The sequence below is a fragment of the Paenibacillus donghaensis genome (genome assembly GCF_002192415.1).
Classification (GTDB): Bacteria; Bacillota; Bacilli; order Paenibacillales; family Paenibacillaceae; genus Paenibacillus_AQ; species Paenibacillus_AQ donghaensis.
Genome location: NZ_CP021780.1, coordinates 5,129,897 through 5,152,754 on the forward strand (window position 1 = coordinate 5,129,897; position 22,858 = coordinate 5,152,754).

Below are 22,858 nucleotides of genomic sequence, written 5' to 3' on the forward strand. Positions count from 1 at the left end.
ATCATCTCTTTCAGCATCATTTGGAGGTGAGTGCTTCGTTGACTTCCTTTGTAATCGCATCGCCGCCGGTTTTTCCCCAACTGCTCACAAAACTATCAAATGCATCGGGGGTTTGCTCTCCGGTAATGATCTTCAAATACATTTCAAGCTCCATTTTCGTCAATGTCGGCCACTTCAGCGCCATGGAAGGCGTTGTTCCAAAAAAGATAGGGTTAATCTCCTTAACCTTTGAATTCTTGACCAGGTTGGCAGTTGTGATGCTCGAAGTATACCCAGCCCACGCGGTCGAGTCCGGCTTCTCTCCGTTGTTTACACTGTCCAGATATTTCTTGTAAGAGCGATAGGAGTTCTTATCAATGTTGCTGAGCAATTTGCTGCTGTCACCAGTCTTTAGCGCATCCTCATAAATCCCGACATTACGGTAAAATGCATCATAGTAATCGATATTCATGGCCAGCGGAGAGCCTCCGATATTATTGCTGCTGTAGTCCTCAAACTCCTTCAAAACGGTTGTGTCCTTTTCCAGATAACGTTGGTAATCAAACTGAAGGCTGGCCATTTTTACAGCAACTTCCGGATGCTCGAACCCCTTCCGAACCACAAGGTAACTGCTCGAAGGATTGCCGGTGAACATCGTAACTGAGCCATCCTCCGATTGCGGAGCCACATAAGAAACCCACTTGGCATTCGGGTTCAGTTTAAGCGTATCCGCCACCGTCCAGCTTCCCCACCAGTTGTCCATGAACGAACCGCTCTTTCCGCTGGTAAGCAGCGCCTTTCGGTCGTCGGATGTTCGCACGGCGAATTGTCGGTCAATCAATCCCTTTTTGTATATATCCGCCAGCTTTGCAAGGGCAGGTTTCATTTCAGGCTGCACGGAACCATAAGCCGCCTTGCCGCTTCCATCCTTAATCCACTGTTTCGGGAAGGCGCCATACAGCGCAAAAATGTTGTTCAATTCATATGGCCCCCCGGATATTCCGGCGACATTTTCATTGTCGACCACAAGACCGACCGTTTTTCCGGCTCCATTGCCGCCGGGATCTTTCTCTACAAATTGAGTAATAATATTTTCTACATCATCCATCGTTTTGGGCTCGGAGAGGCCCAGTTTGTCCATCCAGTCTTTACGCAACCAAAGCACACCCGGGCCGTGTGAAATTTCGGTAGTTGGCAGCGCCATTATTTTGCCGTCAAACCTGGCGGTCTCCAGAACACGGCCATCATAGGAATCGTAAATCTCCTTGATTCGGTCGCTGGCACAGTTTTTATAGGCATCCGTCAAATCCGCAATCAGATCGTTATCATAGAGCTGTTGTAGGGTGGTCTGGTCGGGAACCACCATGATGTCGGGAATAGTGCCCCCTACAATGGCCATCGAAACCTTTTGAACATAATCCGTGCCGTCATTCGCTTCAAATGCAACTTTGTTTTGCACGTTGAGTTTATTTTTAAAATATCTTGTCCAAGCATTGTTGGTAGAATTATCTCCCTCATAAGATGTCCCCGCAAGCGACGTATAGCTAGTCGCTGTCTCTCCAACCGTATAGTTAACGGTTTCAGGATAGGCTTCAAAAGGTGTCGTCATGGCTTTCTTCCATGCCGGATCATTCAAATTGACCGCAGAATCTTGGGTGGTATTGTTGTTATTGGAGTTTTGACAGCCTGCGAGAGAAGCAGCTAAAAGCGCTGTCAACAAGATAGAAGCAGACTTTTTAATTTTCGATTTCATTACATAAACCCCCTTAATTATAAGAACGGAATCCATATTCTATTGCATCTTTATTGTAGAACTATGGCCATTTAACCGTAAACGCAAATAAATTCCGTTTTACACAAATATATAACTCACTTTAAGCAACTTGTTTTGCCCGCTAAATGAATTCATTTAAAACATGGTACAATCAAAATGAATTGCTGCGTTTGGCATACTGCGCTTGGAGAGGACGACCGAAATGTTAAGCATATTAGTAGTAGATGACCAAAGGGAAGAACGGGAGGGTATTGAATTTCTCATTCATGAACTGGGGTTTCCCCTCCATGTCGAAACGGCGGAAAACGGACGAAAAGCTCTCGATTATTTAGAGCAAAAATCCGTAGATATCCTCTTTACTGATGTTAGAATGCCATTAATGGATGGACTGCAGCTTTCAAAAAAAGCTTTAAGCCTTCAATCCCAATTGAAAGTTATTCTGTTCAGCGGCTTCGCCGAATTTGAATATGCAAAAACGGCCATCTCCCTCGGCGTTTCTGAATATCTCCTCAAACCGATCAATGTTGAAGCATTTCAAAATTCCATGCAAAAAGTAATTGATCAGTTAACGGAGCAAAAACAGGAAAATGTCGCTTCGCAAATTAAACAAGGTTTTGTTAAGAAACATGTGCTTTTTAATCTGGTTAACGGCTTGGGAATGCCGTCCCCAATGAAGGATGTTTCTTTCGGTCTACCCAATCATTATCATGGAATGGTTTTGATGGAATTTGAAAAGAATTTTTTTGAGAATGTCGAACCGGATTTCGAGGAATTTATCTTGTCTTTGTTAGAGGGGCAGATTGATTACTTAAATCTAAATGATTGTCAAAGTCTGCTGCTGTTCTCCCAGCTTCAATCATGGTCTTTCTATTCAGTCCATGAATTAGGCATGCATATACGAGACAGCATACTAAAGAAATATAAAGTGAATTGCTACCTTGCTATTAATGATGAAATCACCATGTTACCGGATCTTTCGACGGCTCTGATTCAATTAGATCAACTGATGGAATACCGATTCTTCTCACCGGATTATTTTGTATTTGATGTCAAAAAAGATTTTTATTTTTCTGATGATAGGCTCCCCGAACTATCAGATAATGATTTAGTAAACAAAATCAGAAGTGATTTGATGGATAGGGATTTTTTTAGTCTTAGAGCCAATACAGATTTATTGTATCAAAAATATGCGAAGCAGCCTCAATTCTCTCAATTATATGTCAAGTATATGTTTTCCTCTTTGTATCAGGAAATTATGACTTATTCAGCACCTATCACTGAAATAGAGTTGAGTCGAGAAATCGAAAAACTATACAAATCAGAAGAATTAAAGGAAATAAAAGAAATCATATTTGAAGGTATTGCTCGTCTTGAACAAGAGTACAGCCGTTCGGAATTTTTAAATCGAGATATTGCCTCTGTAAAGCAGTACATCGAGGATCATTATGGCGAGGATTTGAGTTTGGATCTTCTTGCTGCAAAGGTACATTTGTCTCCTCATTATTTAAGTTCAATTTTTAAGAAAAATACGGGTTACGGATTAAACAAGTATATTAAAAACGTTCGTATGAAAATAGCGAAAGAATTGCTGATGCAGACACATCTAAAAGTATCGGACATTTGCTATAAAGTGGGATTCCAAAACGTTTCTTATTTTTGCCAAAATTTCAGAGATTTTTTCGGGCAAACTCCTGAGAAATTCCGACAGCTGAATCAGAAATAATATCAACTTGGGAGAGGAATAGCATGCAGATATGGCGGGCTTTTAAACAGAGAATCGGTGACTTTCGATTTCAAACCAAAATAAAGCTTTCTTTTTTACTGGTAAGTATGATTCCTGTGATTGTTCTCGGAAGTTTTTGCTTCTCGAAAACCAGGTCACTCTTAGTGCAGCAATCAAAAGCCGATCTAAATGCCACATTAACTCAAAGTGTCTTAGCTGTAAACAATCTACTAGATGTTTATAATAAATTAATGAACTTTCTGAGCTTCAATCAAGAAATTATAAATGCCGCGAACAACACTTATACCAGTCAATATGAAATGTATGATCAGTTAACTAACGTAATCGATCAAAACTTCTATATCGCACGTTACTTGAATCCTGGTGTAGAACAAATCACGCTTTATACTGGGACTAATTTACCTCAACACGGAAACACCGTAATCCCTATAGATGAAATAAGGAGAACCTCCTGGTACCCGAATATAATGAAATCGGTTGATGTTCTTTGGTCTGCCAGTGAAAAAAACATATATAGTGTCCGCAGAATCCTTAGCACGAAACAAAGAAATCCCAAAGATAATATTCTATTTGCACGGGTTAACTATGATAAACTATTCACAACTTTTGAGCCCCTCCAATCTCACGGCTCGGAGATTATTATATTGGACTCAAGCGGAAATACCGTCTATTCCTCGAGAGCTAACCGTGAAAATCCGGATATTCCGGTTACCGCTAAGACAGCCGATAGGTTGCATTGGCATGGAGAGAGCTACACCGTCTTGTCTTCTACTGTCCCGCTTGCGGGATGGAACGTATATTTATATAAGCCGACAAGTCTAATCACAAAGTCCGCATGGTGGATTGCCTTGATCGTCCTGTTGATGATTGCCGCCTGCATCGCGGCAGTTGTGGTGGCGGGCACTCTCTTTTCTCGTAGAATTATGTTGCCTATTCATCGACTGCATAAAAGCATGAAGCTTGTTGGAGAAGGGAATTTGGAAATTAAAGTCTCTAGCGAGTCTAAAGATGAAATTGGTGATCTGATCAGAGGATTTGGAAATATGGTGGGGAAAACCAAGACTCTTATTGATACTGTGTATGTGGCAGAAATCGCACGCAAGGAATATGAGATGAAAGCTCTGCAGGCGCAAATCAACCCTCATTTCCTTTACAATTCCCTCTCTTTAATTAATTGGAGAGCACTGCGAATCCATGCGACGGATATTAGTGAAATGGCACAGCTTTTATCAACATTTTATCGTACTACTCTCAATAAGGGAGAGAATCTTATATTGGTTTCGGATGAAATTCTTAATGTGCAGTCCTATATTAATATCCAATTGATTATGCACAACAACAATTTCAAAGTGGACTATCAGATTGATGATTCCATTCTTTCTTGCCTTATGCCCAATTTGATGCTCCAACCTTTAGTCGAAAATGCGATCATTCATGGAATTGAAAACCGTGAAGACGGTGATGGAATAATACATCTCTCAGCCAAGAAAGAAGAGCAAAGTATGGTTCTACAGATAACTGACAATGGGGTTGGAGTGGAGCAAGAGCGGCTTGTTCTTTTGCTTAAATCTCAATCTAAAGGTTATGGACTTAAAAATGTAAATGATCGAGCGATTCTAATGTACGGCGAACAGTATGGACTGACGATCAATAGTGTTGTCGGAGAAGGGACTCAAGTTACACTCAAAATTCCTTATGTAGAACTTAAAGTAGACTAAAGGGCGCTATGTTTGCCGCGTAGAAGTCACCGTCCATATCCACGTTCAGTTCCAGTGCAGTTCTTCCCACTGGAATGTTGATTTCCGAGAGCTGGCTCCATGGCTCAGCAGGCTTTGACAGTTCAGCCGCTCCTTTTCAGACACCATAAGAAATCCCAAACACAGCAAAAAACCCTTACTACGTAAGGGTTCTTGAGAAGTGGGCCCTACAGGACTCGAACCTGTGACCAATCGGTTATGAGCCGACCGCTCTAACCAACTGAGCTAAGGGCCCGGATCTAAACTATCCGAATATACAATGGCTGCTTAAGAATAAATTGGTTGCGGGGGCAGGATTTGAACCTGCGGCCTTCGGGTTATGAGCCCGACGAGCTACCGGGCTGCTCCACCCCGCGTCAGTAAACATATTCAAACAGCGACAATAAATAATATACAGCACTTTCCCTGTTTAAGTCAAGGATGAATTAGCAAATCTTCTCAGGGCAGAAAGCGCACACCATATCGTCCTTTACGGGATCGGTAAATTTCCACAAAACGTGGGTCATGATAGCCGTAGATCCAACCGTCCTGCTCCAGTCTTTTGGCCAGACAGCCTGCTTGAAATCGGGTCCGGAACAGCTTCGCGAAGTATATCCAATGCATGCTCGTTCTTCTCCTTTAGTCGCATGTTGATTGATGCTCTGCTCTGAACTTAGCATGCCCAGTATGCGAAAAAAAAGCCAAACGAATCCGCACAACCCCTTCGATATGGTTACGGGAATTAGAGGGAATTCCCAAGCGCGCCATCCCCGGCCACCTTATGATCCGGATGGATAATCCCGTGGTACAGGATCGTCATCAGCTGCTCGCTCAGCACATCCAGACTGCCCATGCCGTCGTAGAGATCGGGGCGTTTGGCGAATTCCTTCATAAAGGTCACGAAAGTGATCAGAATATGGGGGGAAATATCTTTGCGGATCTGGCCCAGCTGCTGGCCCTTAAAGATCAGGCTTTCGAACTCAGGTATAACGACCTTGCGGTTGAACTCAGTCATCCGGGTCAGCTGGTCCGGGAAGGAGGTCATCAGGTCACGGATGAAAGTCTCAGAGATATCCATCGCGAACCGGTCACGGTCATGGTAGAACAGCGACAGCGCCTCCAGCGGGTTCTGGGCCGAATCCATCACTTCACGGGACAGCGTCATTAACGTTTCCAGCAGATTGTCGATCACCGCATCAAGCAAGCCTTCCTTGCTCTGAAAATAATTATAAATCGTCATCTTGGCCACCGGAGCAGCTTCCGCAATCTGCTCCATACTGGTCTGCAGAATCCCTTGACTATAGAATAAACGCGTGCCTGCTTCAATTACCGCCTGCTTCTTGCTCGCCATCTTTTATAATAAGTCCCTTCTCCGTAACGTGAACGCGCCCAGGGCGATTCCGGCAATATATAGCCCTAATGTAACGGTACACCCGGCGGCTGTCAAGCCTGCTCCTCTCACAAGACTGGCCGGATCAAAGAGCCGAAACAGCGACAGATTACGAACCGTATCCACCAACTCACCGCCGGAGAACATATTCAGCATGAAACTGCCAAGCACCAGACCCAGTGCAGTCGACCAAGCCGCACGCTCTCCCTGGAACCAGCTGGTTAATCCATAACCCATTCCGGCAAAAGCCAGCGTCAGCAGGTACCCGGAGAACAGCATCAGCAGCAGGCCAGATGGCGACTCCACCCCAACCGTAGCTGCTCCCAGCAACCAGGTCACCGCGCTGCAAATGACAAAGATCAGGCTGATCAGCACCAGCTGGGCAACGATTTTGGAGAAAAAAATGTTCAGTCGGCTATAGGGCAAGGTGAAGAGGAACTCCCCGGTTCCCCGGTCACGCTCTTTGACCACTGTGCCTGCGGCCCAGACGGCCGAGAAACAGGCCAGCGTCAGCATGGCATAAGGATAGACCTGGCTTGCCGCATACCCCTCGAAACTGGCGAAGCTGTCACCATCAATGCCAAATGCATCTCTCAGCGCCCGCGGCAGACTGTCCAGGAGCTTCGTCATATCAGGGTTACCGATAAAGGCATCCGCTTTGCTCAGCAGCAGCACAATCAGCAGCAGCAGAGTAGTAAGACAGATCCAGAAGCCGCGCGCGTTCTGCCGCCATTCTTGTTTAATTAGATTCCATTTCATGCTTGCTTCACCTCACCTTTGCGGTAATCTTCCATGAACATTTCCTCTATCGTCGGCCGGCGCACCGTTATAGCCTTCAATGGAAGCTGAGACAATGCGGTAAGCGTCTGCTGCAGCCGGTTCCCGGTCCGCAGGCGGTGATGCTGCCCGTCGTACAGCACGTGTTCGTCCAGCTCACGTAGCTTATATAGCTCCGTCATATCGCCGTCCTCCATAAATACAACACTAATTAAATGATCTCCACTGTCCGTAAGCTCACCGATATCCGAGATCCGGTTCAATTGCCCTTCCTTAATAAAAGCCACCCGCTGGCAGACCTTCTCGACTTCGGAGAGCACATGGGTGGAGAAAAAAACAGTGACTCCCTCTTCGCTGCTGCGCTCCTTGAGCAGGCTGAAGAACTCATTCTGGATCAGCGGGTCCAGACCAGACGTCGGTTCGTCCAGCACAATCAGCTCCGGGTGGTGCAGCAGGCTGAGCACAATCCCCAGCTTCTTGCGGTTGCCCAGCGAATAGGTTCTGATCTTGCGGTCCGGATTCCAGTCCAGCCGCTCCGCATACGTCTTCACCTCTCTGGCATCCAGCTTCATGCCATGGGCCGCAGCGGCGAAAGCCAATATCTCCCGTCCGCTCAACCCCGGGTACAGCATAATCTCGGAGGGCAAATAGCCGATCTTCCGCCGCAGCTGCGGGCGCTCCCGGTCCAGCAGCTGTCCCAGCACACGGACCTGCCCTCTGTCAGGGGACAGCAACCCCATCAGCATACGGATGGTTGTAGACTTTCCTGCACCATTGGGTCCAATAAACCCAAATATCTCGCCTTGTTTCACCTGCAGGTTCAGGTCCAACACTCCCCTGAAGCTGCCGTATTTCTTGGTGATGTCGATCAGATCAATCACATTCATCGTCCGGCTCCTTTTATACTAATTTATTAATTTAAGTATAATAATTCATCACTAAAGGTCATGTGTCAATAATTATTATTACATAATTACTAATCGGGTATATTTCCGCAGCAAAATAGCCTGATTTTTCACACTTCGTTTTATTCATTTTAGGTTCCCGTACGTTGTAGGGTATAAATTCCTGCAAAAATACAGGTTTTTTCGCACTCCACCGCTACTTTGAGTAAAAACCTGCAAATCTGCAGTTTTTTAGGACGATATGTCGCTGGTGCGCCATTTCCTCAAGAAATTCCTGCACTTTTGCAGGTAAATAAACAGAACAGGCCAAATCCCCGGAAAAGCCTGCACTTTTGCAGGCTTTTGCTCCGGGTCGGTGAGGATGTTGGTCCGGGGAGCGGGACGGGAGGGACGGACGGGGCTCCGGGGGACGGACGGGGCTCCGGGGGACGGACGGGGCTCCGGGGGACGGACGGGCGATGCTGCATAAGCACAAGGTTCACTTCATGGTTACTGTTACTACTGTAGTTTCAGGAGGATCTGAATCCGAGGTGTCTACTCACCCAGCAACTTTGGTGTCTGATCCACTCCTATCGTTGCTGTAATGGGTCACTGCTTAGCTGCATTGAGGAATTAGCAGGAAGTTGTACCGCTAGTTGGTCTCAGTATGGAAATTCGATGAGGTACGGGAAGGGAGGAGGGTTCCGCAAGTCTTAGGTGCTGCAAGGGCAGCTACTTTTCTGAATTATTGGCAGCCACCCGGCAGCCAACGCAAACAAGCGACTCCCCAATTGCCGGAGAATCGCTTGTGCTGTTAGGTTTGCAGTTGTGGACCACTGCTATTGCTGTTCTTTATCTGCTCTTTATCTGTTCTTTATCTGTTCTTTATCTGTTCTTTATCTGTTCTTTATCTGTTCGATAACTGCTCTAAACCCCAAACGCTGCCGGGTTCTCCCGCCAGGACTTCAGCAGCTCCACATCGCTGGCGACAATCTTGCCCTCTGCGAGGGCTACGTCGATTAGCGTGCTGTAGCTGGACAGACTCTGCAGCGGCAGCTCAGCTGCGGCGAAGCCGTCTACGGCGCGGTCCAGCTCATAGCTGAAGATGGCCAGCACAGCCAGCACTTCGCCGCCTGCTTCCTGCACAGCCTGTGCCGCCTTGATCGAGCTGCCGCCGGTGGAGATCAGATCCTCGATCACGATTACCTTCTGGCCCGGAGTGATCAGGCCTTCGATCTGATTCTGCTTGCCGTGGCCTTTGGCCTTGTCACGGATATACGCCATCGGCAGCTTCAGCTTATCCGCCACCCAAGCGGCATGCGGAATCCCGGCGGTTGCGGTTCCGGCAATCACTTCCGTGCCCGGATACTGGCCGGCAATCAGCTCGACAAAAGCGTCAGCAATATAGCTGCGCACCTCGGGATAAGCCATGCTCAGCCGGTTGTCGCAATAGATCGGGGACTTGATCCCCGAGGTCCATGTGAACGGGTCCTGCGGACGCAGGGCTACCGCTCCAATCTGCAGCAGATAACGTGCGATTTGTTCACTTTTATTCAATAATGGGCTCATGCTTCGCTCATCTCCTTAATTATGCTTAATACCGCCTGCCGCGGGTCTTCGGCAGCCGTAATGGGCCGTCCCACCACCAGGTAATGGCTGCCCTGGCGGATCGCTTGTCCCGGGGTCATCACCCGTGACTGGTCGCCAAGCGCGGCGCCTGCCGGGCGGATGCCCGGGGTCACCGTGCAGAAGTCCGGGCCGCAGGCCGCTGCGACAGCCGCCGACTCCTGCGGCGAAGCCACCACGCCGGCCAGTCCGGCCGCCGCCGCCAGCTTGGCGTAGCGGACCACCGTGTCCGCTACCTCGCCGGCAATGCCGATCTCGCCGTTCATCACATCCCGGCTCGTGCTGGTCAGCTGGGTCACCGCAATAATCTGCGGCATCCGCAGAGCTGCGTCGCTGGCTACCGCAGCCGCAGCTCCCGCTACCGCCGCCTCCATCATCGCCGTGCCTCCGGCGGCATGCACGTTGAACATATCCGCGCCGAGCCGGGTCAGACTCTCTGCGCCGCCTTTGACTGTGTTGGGGATATCATGCATTTTGACATCCAGAAAGACAGCATAGCCGCTGGCCTTCAGCTCTCTGATAAACTCCGGTCCAGCTGCATAGAACAGCTGCATGCCGACCTTCATGTAGCAGGAGATGCCCGCCAGCTGCTTCATCAGCACCCTTGCCTGTGCAACGTCGGGATAATCCAGGGCAACCATCAGCCGCCGCGCCATGCTCTCCTGATGGGCGCTCAGCGCCTGGATGCCTGCCACCTGTTGTCCTTCTGCTTGTGCCATTGCCTTAACACTCCTGTCCTCTGCGGACCTGCCGCATGTAATGGATAAACCTCCGGGCATAGCGGGACGGTCTGCGAATGCACGCAAACCGTCTTTGATTGTCACCCTATAGTTGCTGCTGCCCTAACTTCCCTTACTGTCCGATAAAAGCAGGCATCGACTCCGAGGAGAAGTTGATCGTCTGCAGCATGATGAGCAGCGCAGTAACCGTGTCCAGCGAGGTCATGCAGACCACGCCGTTCTCGACCGCCTCGCGGCGGATGCGGAAGCCGTCACGCTCCGGTGTTTTGCCTTTGGTCAGCGTGTTGAAGACAAAGTTCGCCTGGCCGCTGCGGATCAGATCCAGAATCGTTGGCTCGCCTTCATCCAGCTTGTTGACGTTCATTACATTCAGGCCTGCTTCTTCCAGCGCACTGGCTGTACCGCCGGTGGCGATGATCTTGTAGCCCATGGCGTGGAAGCCTCTCATCAGCTGCACAGCTTCTGCTTTGTCCTTGTCCGCTACCGTCACAATGATCGCGCCGGTTGCCGGGATTTTCATACCTGCTCCGATCAGACCTTTATATAAGGCCTTCGCATACAGCTTGTCGCGGCCCATCACCTCACCGGTGGACTTCATTTCTGGTCCCAGAGTTGGTTCTACACGGCGCAGCTTGGCAAAAGAGAACACCGGCACTTTTACCGATACGTAGTCGCTTTCCGGCCACAGCCCTTCCGTGTACCCGTCATCCTTCAGCTTGCTGCCGAGAATGATTTTGGTCGCCAGATGGGCCATAGGAATGCCGGTCACCTTGCTGAGGAATGGAACTGTACGCGAGGAACGCGGGTTCACTTCAATGACATAAACCTCGTTCTGGTAAATAACGAACTGGATGTTGAGCAGTCCAATCGTCTTGAGTTCCTTGGCAATGCGGATCGTAATGTCAGCGATCTGCTGCTTCAGGCCTTCATCCAGATATTGCGGCGGATACACAGCGATCGAGTCACCGGAGTGAACGCCTGCACGCTCCACATGCTCCATGATGCCCGGAATGACAACCGTATCTCCGTCGCAGATGGCATCTACCTCAACCTCTTTACCCAGCATGTAACGGTCGATCAGCACCGGATGCTCCGGATTGACCTTCACCGCTTCCACCATGTAGCTCAGCAGTTCTGTATCGTTATAGACAATTTCCATCGCGCGTCCGCCAAGCACATAGGAAGGACGGACCAGTACTGGATAACCGAGCGCTTGCGCGGTTTCCACAGCCTGATCGATATTGATAACCGTCTTGCCCTTAGGTTGGGCAATGTTCAGGCGGCTCAGCAGCGCTTCGAACTTCTTGCGGTTCTCGGCTTCGTCGATGCTCGCAAGGCTGGTGCCAAGAATGTTCACACCGGCGGCGCTCAGCGGCGCTGCGAGGTTAATCGCCGTCTGTCCGCCGAACTGGACGATCACGCCAATCGGGTTCTCCTGGGCGATAACGTTCATTACGTCCTCGAAGAACAACGGCTCGAAATACAGCCGGTCCGAGGTATTGAAGTCGGTAGATACCGTCTCCGGGTTGTTGTTGATAATTACTGCTTCGTAGCCCGCTTTCTGGATCGCCCAGACCGCATGCACGGTAGAATAATCGAACTCAATGCCTTGGCCGATCCGAATTGGACCGGAGCCAAGCACAATCACCTTCTGCTTGTCGGAATGAATGACTTCATTCTCCGTCTCATAGGTGGAGTAATAATATGGGGTGGAGGCTTCGAATTCAGCCGCGCAGGTATCGACCATTTTGAAGACTGGAACCAGTCCCTGCTGCAGCCGGAACACACGCACCTCGGACTCCTTGGTCAGCTCGCCCGCAGGGTTGCCTTCGGCGCGGATCTCGGCAATCGCCTTATCCGTGAAGCCCTTGCGCTTCGCCTGGTACAACGTCTCCGGTGTCAGACTGGCTTCGCCGCGGATAACCTCCTCGAAGCTGACCAGTCCTTCAATCTTGGACAGGAACCACCAGTCAATGTTCGTCATGTCCTGGATCTCCTGAAGCGTCATGCCGCGGCGGAATGCTTCGGCGATCAGGAACAGCCGCTCATCATCGGCCTTGGCCAGCCGTGCATGCAGCACGCTGTCCTCCAGGCTCTCCGCACCCGGCAGGCGGAAGCGGTGTACGCCGATCTCCAGGGAACGAATCGCTTTATGAATCGATTCCTCGAAGGTACGGCCAATCGCCATTACCTCACCGGTCGCCTTCATCTGGGTGCCCAGCTTGCGGTTCGCATGGGTGAACTTGTCGAACGGCCAGCGCGGGATTTTGCTGACGATATAGTCCAGGGTAGGCTCGAAGCAGGCATAGGTCTGGCCTGTAACCGGGTTGACGATTTCGTCAAGCGTGTAGCCCAGCGCAATCTTGGCGGCCATCTTGGCAATCGGATAACCGGTAGCCTTGGAAGCGAGCGCCGAAGAGCGGCTGACGCGCGGATTCACTTCAATGACATAATACTGGAAGCTCTGCGGATCAAGCGCGAACTGCACGTTGCAGCCGCCTTCGATGTTCAGCGCGCGAATAATCTTCAGCGAAGCGCTGCGCAGCATCTGGTATTCACGGTCGGACAACGTCTGGCTCGGGGCTACAACGATACTGTCACCAGTATGTATGCCTACAGGATCAAAGTTCTCCATGTTGCAGACCACGATACAGTTATCATTCTTATCACGCATAACCTCGTACTCTACTTCCTTCAGGCCGGCGATGCTCTTCTCCACCAGACATTGTCCAATCGGGCTGTAGCGGATTCCCGCCTTAACCGTCTCGCGCAGCTCCTCTTCATTGTCGCAGATCCCGCCGCCTGTGCCGCCCAGCGTATAGGCTGGACGCACGATCAGCGGAAAACCGATGCCTTCGGCGAAGCTCATCGCTTCCTCCAGCGTGGTGACGATCGTGCTCTCCGGCACCGGCTGGTCCAGCTCGCGCATCAGGTCGCGGAACAGGTCACGGTCTTCAGCCTTCTCAATCGACTCCAGCTGTGTACCCAGCAGCTTCACATTCTCCTGCTGCAGTACGCCCGCGCGAGCCAGCTCTACGGCCATGTTCAGGCCGGTCTGTCCGCCCAGGGTAGGCAGCAGTCCATCCGGACGCTCCTGGCGGATGATGCCTGTTACGAATTCAAGGGTAATCGGTTCAATATATACTTTGTCAGCCATATTGGTATCGGTCATAATCGTAGCCGGGTTGCTGTTGATCAGCACCACCTCTACGCCTTCTTCCTTCAGCGCCTGGCAGGCCTGGGTTCCGGCATAGTCGAACTCGGCCGCCTGGCCGATTACAATCGGACCGGAGCCGATGACGAGGATTTTTTTGAGTTTATCATTCTTTGGCATGTTATAGAGCTCCTTTCACGGCTTCACGCTGCGGTGCTGGTTTCGGTGCCGTGATTCTGGCATTGGCGGCAAGCTGCGCCTGACGCGATTGCACTGGCGTATTCGCCTTGTGGTCACGAATCAGCTGCAGGAAACGGTCGAACAGATAGCTGCTGTCATGCGGTCCCGGCGCCGCTTCCGGATGGTATTGCACCGAAAATGCGGGGTAACGGGTATGCTTCAGTCCTTCGACGGTCTTGTCATTGTTGTTGATATGGGTAATCTCAAGCTCCGTGCTCTTCACGGAGTCGTCATTAACGGTGTAGCCATGGTTCTGGGAGGTAATGAAGCAGCGTCCGCTCTCCAGTTCCTTAACCGGATGGTTGCCTCCGCGGTGGCCGAACTTCAGCTTCTCGGTATCCGCGCCGCAGGCCAGTGCAAACAGCTGATGCCCGAGGCAGATGCCGAAGATTGGATATTCGCCGAGCAGCTCGGAGATGGTCTGGACGGCATAAGGCACGTCCTTCGGGTCCCCGGGACCGTTGGACAGCTGAATGCCATCCGGGTTCAGGCGGCGGATCTCTTCGGCAGTGACGTCATGCGGCACAACCACCACATCGCAGCCGCGGCTGTTCAGCTCGCGCAGGATGCCTGTTTTGGCGCCATAATCCACCAGTACGATCCGTTCCTTGTTGCCAGGGCTGCTGTATGCGCTCGCTGTCGAGGTCCGTGCCACCTGGTTGCGCAGCTCTTCAATGCTGGTGTCGCCCATCATTTCCATTAATTCCTCAACCCGTTTATTGGAAGTGGTCAAGATCGCTTTCATGGTGCCATAGTGGCGGATAATGCGGGTCAGCATACGGGTGTCGATTTCGCTGATGCCAGGAATGCCATATTCCTTAAGCAGATCGTCCACACTGTATTCAGCGCGCCAGTTGCTTGGGACCGCTTCATGGCTGCGCACCACAAAACCGTGCACAAAAGGCCGTACCGATTCGAAATCATCGCGCGAGATCCCGTAGTTCCCGATCAGCGGATATGTCATGGTGACGATTTGCCCGCAGTAGGAAGGGTCTGACAGCACCTCCTGATAGCCTGTAATCCCTGTGTTAAATACAACCTCGCCTGTCTTCTCGCCCTCAGCGCCAAATGCGGTACCTGTAAAAAGCGTGCCGTCCTGTAGCAGCAATCTCGCCTGCATTCACTTCCACTCCTTCTTGTTTCTATAATAAGAGTCCGTTACTTGAGCTCATTCCATACGTTTTTGCCGTCCACCCAGGTCATAACCGGCCAGCCCTTCAGCTTCCAGCCGCCAAATGGGGTATTGTGTCCCTTGCTGGCAAAAGCCGCCGGGTCAACTTCCTTCTCCTGCTCCAGATCAATCAGGGTCAGGTCAGCAGGTGCGCCGACCGTCAGGCTGCCAGTATTCAATCTGAAGACACGGGCCGGGTCAGCCGTCATGCGCTGCACCAGCAGCGAGAGATCCCATTTGCCTGTGGCTACAAAAGCTGTGTACAGCAGCGGGAACGCCGTCTCGAAGCCGACGATGCCAAACGGTGCCAGCTCCATGCCCTTGGCTTTCTCCTCTTCGCTGTGCGGGGCGTGGTCGGTCACGATCATATCGAGCGTGCCGTCCAGCAGCCCGGCGATGCAAGCCTCGACATCACGGCGCGAGCGCAACGGCGGGTTCATCTTCCAGTTGGCATCAAGGCCGGGAATGTCCTCCTCGGCCAGCAGCAGATGGTGGGGGCAGACCTCAGCGGTTACCTTGATGCCAATCTCCTTGGCCTGGCGGATCAGCCGCACCGACTGCTCGGTGCTGACATGGCAGACATGGTAATGCACGCCTGTCGCCTCGGCCAGCAGAATGTCGCGGCCCACATGGATCGCCTCCGACTCATTCGGAATGCCGATCAAGCCATGCTTGTCGGCAAATGTGCCCTCGGCTACGCAGCCGCCGACCACCAGCGAGTTGTCCTCGCAATGGGCGATAATCGGCATATCCATTCCGGCGGCAATCTTCATCGCATCCTTCATCATCTGCGCGCTCTGCACGCCGACTCCGTCGTCTGTGAAGCCAATGGCTCCGGCTTCCTTCAGCGCCGTGAAGTCAGTCAGCTCGCGGCCCAGCTCACCAACAGTGATCGCTGCGTAAGGCAGCACCTTCACCAGACCAGCTTCACGCGCCTTCTCCTTCACCAGCTGTACGACTTCCGCGCTGTCCGTGACCGGGCGGGTGTTCGGCATGCAGGCGATGGTGGTGAAGCCGCCCTTCGCTGCCGAACGGCTGCCTGTTTCGATCGTTTCCTTATGCTCGAAGCCCGGCTCCCGTAGATGCACATGCATATCGATCAGCCCCGGAATCAGCAGCTTGCCTTCGGCTTCAATGATTTCAGCCTCTCCAGCCGTCTCCTGATTTCCGTCGATCAGCGCGGTAATCACGCCCTTTTCCACAACGATATGTTTACGCTCCAGCACGCCTTGCTCGTTCAACACGCTCGCGTTTCTGATAATCACGGTCATAACTCTCCTTTTACCGGCAGGCCGCAGCCGCCAGCTCTTTGATTATTATATAATAAAAATTCATCTTTGTGTATATTTATTAATACATTTATGTCAGCTATTTCAGAGGAGCGCCCGTTCAATCACGGCCATCCGTACCGGCACCCCGTTCGCCATCTGCGGGAAGATCAGCGATTGGCTGCTCTCTACGACCGCATCGTCAATCTCCACATTACGGTTCACCGGAGCCGGGTGCATAATGATGGTGTGTTTGTCCAGCTTGGAGGCGCGTTCCTCAGTCAATCCGTATTGTCTGCGGTAATCCTCGGCTGATTGCAGCATGTCCGAAGCATGCCGTTCCAGCTGCACGCGCAGCATCATAACCACATCCGCCTTCAGCGCTTCTTCTATGGATACATACGGCGCATAGGCTGCAAGCTCCGACGCTCTCATATTCTCCGGAGCGCAGAACTGCACCTGCGCTCCCAGCTTGGTTAAGGCCCACAGGTTGGAGCGGGCCACCCGGCTATGCATAATATCCCCAATGATCGACACCTTAAGCCCCTTCAGTTCGCCAAAAGCCTGCTTCATCGTATACAGGTCAAGCAGCGCTTGTGTCGGGTGCTCATTGTTCCCATCGCCCGCGTTGATCAGCGGGATCGACACCTTCTCGGCCAGCTGCTGCAGCACGCCTGCAGGCTTCAGCCGGATCACCCCTGCATCGATTCCCATCGATTCCAGCGTGCGTACCGTGTCGTAGATGGACTCCCCTTTCTCCACACTCGATGCGGCGGAGGTGAAGTTCAGCACCTGGGCACCCAGCCGTTTCTCGGCCATCTCGAAGGAGAAGCGTGTCCGCGTGCTGTTCTCAAAAAACATGTTGGAGATAAAATGGGCCTCCAGCACCGGAGTCAGCTTCTCCTTCTGGTTGTCCCAGTAAGCCGTCCGGTTCAGCAATTGGCTGATCTCTGAGGCGTCCAGATCTTTAAGTCCCAGCAGACTACGCTGCTTCACCTGGGTTGCTGTCATCATGTTAGCGTTCCTCCCGGTTTGAAATAATGTAGACCTCATCCTTGCCGTCATATTCCTTCAGGGCCACTTCAATCTGCTCGTGCTTGGAGGTAGGGACGTTCTTGCCGATGTAATCCGGACGGATCGGCAGCTCGCGGTGCCCCCGGTCAGCCAGGACCGCCAGTTGGATCATTCTTGGCCGTCCACAGTCCATCAGCGCGTCCATCGCTGCGCGGATCGTGCGGCCGGTGTAGAGCACATCGTCGAAGAGGATAATCGTCTGATCGTGGATGCGCCCGCTGCCGGAGGTCATGATCAGATTGCTCTTGACTACGGCCAGATCCCCAGTCTCCGGCATCACACCGCCGTCCATCAGACGGTCATCGCGGTAATGGGTGATGTCCAGCTCACCGCAGGGAATCTCGGCGCCTTCGATCTCGCGGATACGTTCGGCGATCCGCTGGGCCAGGAACACGCCACGGGTGCGGATGCCAACCAGCAGGCAATTCTCGATTCCCTTGTTCTTCTCCAAAATCTCGTGGGCAATACGCGACAGCGCGCGGCGGATTGCCGTTTCATCCATAATGACATTTTTCTCAGTAGCCATGTTTCGTCAGCCTCCAGCTTGTACGCCATTTCATGTTCCCGGGAAACCAAAAACTCCTTGCCCAAAACAGGCAAGGAGTGAAATCCGCAGATTCATAAGAGGACAACTCCGCGCGCAGAAAAAGACCACCCGCATTGCTGCGGATTTCTTCCTAAGTCGCGAACCTCGATTCACGTTACCTTGCCAGCCTCACGGGACTGAATTAAAGGCGCTATTCATTTAAAAGAAGTATGACAGAACTCGTAACGTGTGTCAACTCTGTTAACCTATTTAGGCGAACCTTGTCCTTTTTTAAGTTATTCAACTCATTCCACAAAAAAGCCTACCGGCAACGGTAGGCTTTACTTAGCTATTCAATATATTAAAATTCAAATTCAACGTCGCTAAGACGCCGCTGAATTTCGGAAATCACTCGTTTCTCTTCCTCTTCGCCTGAGGCGATGAAGGTCACGGAGAAACGCACAAACGGGCCGGCATCATCCCAAGGCACGGTGGAGATCAGTTTCTCGCGGATCAGGAACTGCGAGAAATCCTCGCCGGACTCGAAGCGGCGGCCGCCTTTGACTCCTTTGGGTGCAGCTACGTAGAGGAAGAAGGAGCCTTTAGGCTTCTCCGCCTTGAAGCCCAGAGCGTTCAGGGCATCTACCAGCATGTTGTGGCGGCGGGAATACTTGGCAGCAATCGCTTCGGTAATCTCGGGATGCGCCAGGCCATAGGCAGCAGCCTTCTGGATTGCGATGAACTGACCGGAGTCATTGTTGTCCTTCACATCGCTGAACGCCTTCACTACCAGCGGATTGCCGGCTACGAAGCCAATTCTCCAGCCGGTCATGTTATAGGACTTCGAGAGGGAGTGCAGCTCCACGCCCACATCCTTCGCACCCGGCACCGAAAGGAAGCTGAGCGGCTTCACACCGTCATAAGTCAAGGCAGCATAAGGAGCGTCATGAATGACAACAACATTATATTTCTTGGCCCAGGCTACCACTTCGGCGAAGAACTCAGGAGTAGCACTTGCACCTGTAGGATTGTTGGGATAGTTCAGATACAACAGCTTGGCCTTGGCAGCCACCTCAGCTGGAATGGAATTCAGGTCCGGCAGGAAGTTGTTCTCTTTCTTCAGTTCCACCGCATGGACTTGTCCACCCAGATATTTGGTATGGGTGCCCAGCACCGGGTAACCCGGCACAGTCATGATTGTAATGTCGCCCGGGTTGATGAACGCGGATGGCAGCATGGCCAGCGCTGGCTTCGAACCGATCGAGTGGACGATTTCATTGACCGGATCAATGCCATCCACACGAAAGACTTCCTTCAGGTAAGCAGCTGCTGCAGCCTTGAACTCGGGGATTCCGTTGTCGGAATAGCCGCGGTTCTCTTCCTTGGCCGCTTCTTCCGCCAGCTTAGCTACGATACCCTCGTCAGCCATCTCATCCGGCTCACCTACGCCCATGTCGATCAGCTCGATGTCAGGGAAATCCTGCTTCGCAGAGGCTTTGGCACGTTTGATCTTCTCGAATTTATAGATGGCGGTATCCTTGCCATAGTTAGCCCCGCCAATACGCTCGGCAAAGTTCGTCTGAATAAAGGTCTCTTGATATTGTTCAATACTCATAAGGTTGTTCTCATCTCCTGGCTTGTAATGGTAGAGCAGACTGTTCTGTCCTCTGTATCTAAATATGACGCAAAGCTGCCTCCAAAACCATGGATTTATCCTCCACAGATTTGTACTTATCTGCTGCGGAGATTGAACAGTACTTCTTCCAAATCCGTCGGCAGCGGCACACTGAACTCCTTGTATTCCCCCGTAGAAGGGTGGACGAAGCCCAGCACAGCCGCATGCAACGCCTGGCCGGTAATGACGGCACTTTTGCTGCGTCCATAGATCGGATCACCCAGCAGCGGATGGCCGATGAATTTCATATGTACGCGGATCTGGTGCGTACGTCCAGTCTCCAGCTGCAGCTCCACTAGGGTGCAATCACCGAAACGCTCCAGCACCTTGAAGTGAGTGATTGATTTCTTGCTGTTCTTCTGGGTTACCGTATACATCTTGCGGTCATGGGCATCCCTGCCAATTGGCGCATCGACCGTCCCCTGATCATGGGTTAGATTGCCCTGAACCACGGCAATATAGCGCCGGGTAACACTGTGCTCCTTAAGCTGTGCGGATAAAGAAGCATGTGCAGCGTCATTCTTGGCGGCCATAATCAGCCCTGAGGTATCCTTGTCGATCCGGTGCACAATGCCCGGGCGGATCTCACCGCTGATGCCGGACAGATCCTTGCAGTGATACATCAGCGCATTCACCAGTGTACCCGAAGGATGTCCCACCGCCGGATGCACAACCATACCGCGCGGCTTGTTGACCACGATCAGATCACTGTCTTCATATACAACCTCAAGCGGAATATCCTCCGCAATCAAATCGGTTACCTCCGGCTCTGGGACGATTACTGTCACCACATCACCTTCGAAAAGCTTGTAATTGGCTTTGACCGGCCCGCCGTTCACAGTTACATGGCCGTCTGTGATCCATAGCTGCACCTGGGAGCGGGAAATATCCTCTTCCCAAGCCTCGGTGATATATTTATCGATCCGCTCCCGGCTGTTCTCGCCGGAAACCGTCCACTCGGTGACGTCTCTCTCTTCCCCGTAAGCAGCTTCAGCCTGCTGATTGACGTCTTTGGTCAAATCTATTCATTCCCTTCTTTAACTTCCTTAACTTCGCTTACTTCCGTGATTTCTTCACCAGACTTCAGGTCACGCAGGGAATCCAGAATAATCAGGCCAACCCCGATCACGATGCAGGAATCCGCCACATTAAAGATTGGAAAGGTGTAGCTGCCGAAATTGAACATCAGGAAGTCGACGACTTCTCCGTTCAGAATCCGGTCCAGGAAGTTGCCGACGGCTCCGCCGAGCACAAGTCCAAGCGCGGTAGGCAGCAATCTGCGGGTAGCTCTGGCCTTATTCAGATACCAGACGATCCCCACGACCACAATAATCGTTACCATAATAAAAAACCACTGCTGCCCTTCCAGAATGCCAAATGCGGCTCCGCTGTTCCGGTGAGAGGTAATCAGGAAAAAGTCTCCGATCACCGGAATTTGTTCTCCCAGCTCAAGACGTGTGGCAATGATATACTTTGTTCCCTGGTCAATCAAAAAAACGATGAGAGCTAACAGATAATACACCACAGAAGTTGTCACTCCGTTCTTATATTTCCCGCAAACAGCGGTCAAATACTGAATAAAGACTTGTCTATTGTAGCACAGCGTTCAAGAACCCGTCTATTGGTGGAGACTAGGCGCAGCGCAGCCTCTGGACACTATTTTCCAGCGCTAAAAACCTCCCGCTTCGGCCAATCTAACAAAGAACCCAAGCCAAGCATTCTGAAAGGAGCCCTCTTCTATGACCCACCTGACCGCCCGGCAGCTATCCGAGCTGCGGGCTAGCCTAGAACAGCAGCAATTGGATATCCAGCACAGGCTTAGCGACAATGAGCATTACGGTCTGCAGGATTCAATGCGCGATGCAACCGGCGAGCTCTCAGAACTGGACAATCATCCGGGCGATGCCGCAACAGAGCTGTACCACCGTTCGATGGACATTTCCCTGCTGGAGCGCGATGAGCATGAGCTGGACAATATTGAAGCGGCGCTTGCCGCGATGGACAATGGAAGCTACGGAACCTGCCATGCCTGCGGGGAAGCGATTCCCTCGGAACGTCTGACCGCCCTCCCGTCTACCCTGTACTGCAAGGAACATGCACCTAGACAAAGCGCACCGTTCACCCGCCCTGTGGAGGAGGAATTCCTATCGCCGCCTTTTGGACGCACCAGTCTGGATGAACGTGATGACCAGAACGGATTCGACGGAGAGGATGCCTGGCAGATTGTCGAGAGCTGGGGCAACTCTGATTCACCAGCCATGGCCGAAGGCAACAACATCGACTCCTATAACGACATGGAGATTGAAGCCCACGAAACGGAAGGTTTCGTGGAGCCGTGGGAGAACTTCATCGCCACTGACATTGCTGGAAACCACGTGACCATCGTCAAAGGCAGCAGCTACCGCCATTATCTGGACAGCGAGGAAGGCAGCTACCTGCTCGATCCGCACAGTAAGAAGAAACGGCTTAGCCGTCCTCTGTAAGAGGCAGCATCCGCTTCAAAGAACGGCAATAACCCTACGGCGCTCTATGCCGGTGGCCTGCTTTTACTGCCTGTTGCCTGGCAAGCTCACCTCATCTGCCGGTCATGCGGGAGATTTTCTCAAGCTCATGGTGGAGCCACTCTCGCCTAATACATTCTTATTCTACATGCAGAAACGGATGTCGTCCCTACCTGGGCGGTTCAGCCGTTTCTTTTTGCTGCCTCAGCATCCGTTCAGAAAGTCTTAAGCTCCAACTGATGCTGTACAATACGGACAATGTCGGCAATATAATCCCCGATAATCGGCAGATTCAGCGCACCCAACACCTGCAGCACATAAATAATGGTGGCCGCAAAAAAAGTAAAGCCCAGCGCAATTCCCAGTCCCCGCGCCATCCCGGAGACAATATTCAGCCAGATCAGCCGCCACGGGGAGCGCAGCAGCTCTGTGTATTCGGCAATTCTTGCCTTCTCCATCTGCTGTGCCAGGCCTCTTGTAAGCCTATATACCGCATTCAGCTTGTCGTCCGTTGAGGTCATTTCCTCCGCCATTGGTTCTTTCACCGGTATAGCTGTATCCGCCTGCTTCTTTCTTCTCAAGACCTGCGCTGCTCCCTC

Annotated in this window: 19 protein-coding genes and 2 tRNA genes; 3 read left to right on the forward strand and 18 right to left on the reverse strand. The window is 51.7% G+C overall.

What is annotated here, in order from left to right:
- Positions 1-16: 16 nt before the first annotated feature.
- A complete protein-coding gene (locus B9T62_RS23515) occupies positions 17-1,732 on the reverse strand; it encodes an extracellular solute-binding protein (RefSeq protein ID WP_157793987.1) in 1,716 nt (571 codons plus the stop codon).
- Between the two features lie 223 nt (positions 1,733-1,955).
- On the opposite strand from B9T62_RS23515, the gene B9T62_RS23520 reads away from it, so the two are divergent.
- Positions 1,956-3,476, forward strand: coding sequence for a response regulator transcription factor (locus B9T62_RS23520; protein WP_087917513.1), 1,521 nt, complete (start codon positions 1,956-1,958; stop codon positions 3,474-3,476).
- A 23-nt stretch (positions 3,477-3,499) separates the two neighbouring features.
- Positions 3,500-5,215 (forward strand): sensor histidine kinase, encoded by a 1,716-nt coding sequence (locus tag B9T62_RS23525; RefSeq protein WP_087917514.1) that lies wholly within the window; start codon positions 3,500-3,502, stop codon positions 5,213-5,215.
- Positions 5,216-5,415: 200 nt separating this feature from the next.
- Here B9T62_RS23525 and B9T62_RS23530 read toward each other — a convergent pair.
- From B9T62_RS23530 to lspA, 16 genes are all read right to left on the reverse strand, one after another.
- Positions 5,416-5,489 (reverse strand) — tRNA-Ile (locus B9T62_RS23530).
- A gap of 44 nt (positions 5,490-5,533) precedes the next feature.
- Positions 5,534-5,610 (reverse strand) — tRNA-Met (locus tag B9T62_RS23535).
- 82 nt (positions 5,611-5,692) lie between these two features.
- Complete coding sequence (locus tag B9T62_RS40050) at positions 5,693-5,857, reverse strand: hypothetical protein (protein ID WP_169834431.1); 165 nt, start codon at positions 5,855-5,857, stop codon at positions 5,693-5,695.
- Between the two features lie 118 nt (positions 5,858-5,975).
- The gene (locus tag B9T62_RS23540) at positions 5,976-6,584 is read right to left on the reverse strand and encodes a TetR/AcrR family transcriptional regulator (RefSeq protein WP_087917515.1); all 609 of its coding nucleotides are present in this window, start codon (positions 6,582-6,584) and stop codon (positions 5,976-5,978) included.
- Positions 6,585-6,587: 3 nt separating this feature from the next.
- Entirely contained in the window at positions 6,588-7,382 is a 795-nt protein-coding gene (locus B9T62_RS23545; protein WP_087917516.1) for an ABC transporter permease subunit, read from the reverse strand.
- Complete coding sequence (locus B9T62_RS23550; protein WP_087917517.1) at positions 7,379-8,287, reverse strand: ABC transporter ATP-binding protein; 909 nt, start codon at positions 8,285-8,287, stop codon at positions 7,379-7,381. Before B9T62_RS23550 ends, B9T62_RS23545 begins: the two co-directional genes overlap by 4 nt.
- Positions 8,288-9,211: 924 nt before the next feature.
- Complete coding sequence (gene pyrE, locus B9T62_RS23555) at positions 9,212-9,853, reverse strand: orotate phosphoribosyltransferase (RefSeq protein WP_087917518.1); 642 nt, start codon at positions 9,851-9,853, stop codon at positions 9,212-9,214.
- The gene (gene pyrF / locus B9T62_RS23560; protein WP_425436702.1) at positions 9,850-10,566 is read right to left on the reverse strand and encodes an orotidine-5'-phosphate decarboxylase; all 717 of its coding nucleotides are present in this window, start codon (positions 10,564-10,566) and stop codon (positions 9,850-9,852) included. Before pyrF ends, pyrE begins: the two co-directional genes overlap by 4 nt.
- A 196-nt stretch (positions 10,567-10,762) precedes the next feature.
- Entirely contained in the window at positions 10,763-13,984 is a 3,222-nt protein-coding gene (carB, locus tag B9T62_RS23565) for a carbamoyl-phosphate synthase large subunit (protein ID WP_087917519.1), read from the reverse strand.
- Position 13,985: 1 nt separating this feature from the next.
- A complete protein-coding gene (gene carA / locus B9T62_RS23570) occupies positions 13,986-15,164 on the reverse strand; it encodes a glutamine-hydrolyzing carbamoyl-phosphate synthase small subunit (protein WP_087917520.1) in 1,179 nt (392 codons plus the stop codon).
- A 38-nt stretch (positions 15,165-15,202) separates the two neighbouring features.
- Positions 15,203-16,486 (reverse strand): dihydroorotase, encoded by a 1,284-nt coding sequence (locus B9T62_RS23575; RefSeq protein ID WP_087917521.1) that lies wholly within the window; start codon positions 16,484-16,486, stop codon positions 15,203-15,205.
- A 102-nt stretch (positions 16,487-16,588) separates the two neighbouring features.
- A complete protein-coding gene (locus tag B9T62_RS23580) occupies positions 16,589-17,497 on the reverse strand; it encodes an aspartate carbamoyltransferase catalytic subunit (RefSeq protein ID WP_087917522.1) in 909 nt (302 codons plus the stop codon).
- A gap of 1 nt (position 17,498) precedes the next feature.
- On the reverse strand, positions 17,499-18,083 hold the full coding sequence (pyrR, locus tag B9T62_RS23585; RefSeq protein ID WP_087917523.1) for a bifunctional pyr operon transcriptional regulator/uracil phosphoribosyltransferase PyrR: 585 nt from the start codon (positions 18,081-18,083) through the stop codon (positions 17,499-17,501).
- 361 nt (positions 18,084-18,444) lie between these two features.
- Positions 18,445-19,698, reverse strand: coding sequence for an LL-diaminopimelate aminotransferase (locus tag B9T62_RS23590; protein WP_087917524.1), 1,254 nt, complete (start codon positions 19,696-19,698; stop codon positions 18,445-18,447).
- A gap of 116 nt (positions 19,699-19,814) precedes the next feature.
- Positions 19,815-20,777 (reverse strand): RluA family pseudouridine synthase, encoded by a 963-nt coding sequence (locus B9T62_RS23595; protein WP_087917525.1) that lies wholly within the window; start codon positions 20,775-20,777, stop codon positions 19,815-19,817.
- A gap of 2 nt (positions 20,778-20,779) precedes the next feature.
- The gene (gene lspA / locus B9T62_RS23600) at positions 20,780-21,283 is read right to left on the reverse strand and encodes a signal peptidase II (RefSeq protein WP_087917526.1); all 504 of its coding nucleotides are present in this window, start codon (positions 21,281-21,283) and stop codon (positions 20,780-20,782) included.
- Positions 21,284-21,497: 214 nt separating this feature from the next.
- On the opposite strand from lspA, the gene B9T62_RS23605 reads away from it, so the two are divergent.
- Complete coding sequence (locus B9T62_RS23605) at positions 21,498-22,241, forward strand: TraR/DksA C4-type zinc finger protein (protein WP_087917527.1); 744 nt, start codon at positions 21,498-21,500, stop codon at positions 22,239-22,241.
- Positions 22,242-22,474: 233 nt separating this feature from the next.
- Here B9T62_RS23605 and B9T62_RS23610 read toward each other — a convergent pair whose 3' ends face one another.
- Positions 22,475-22,780, reverse strand: coding sequence for a DUF5665 domain-containing protein (locus tag B9T62_RS23610; RefSeq protein WP_425436703.1), 306 nt, complete (start codon positions 22,778-22,780; stop codon positions 22,475-22,477).
- Between the last annotated feature and the right edge of the window lie 78 nt (positions 22,781-22,858).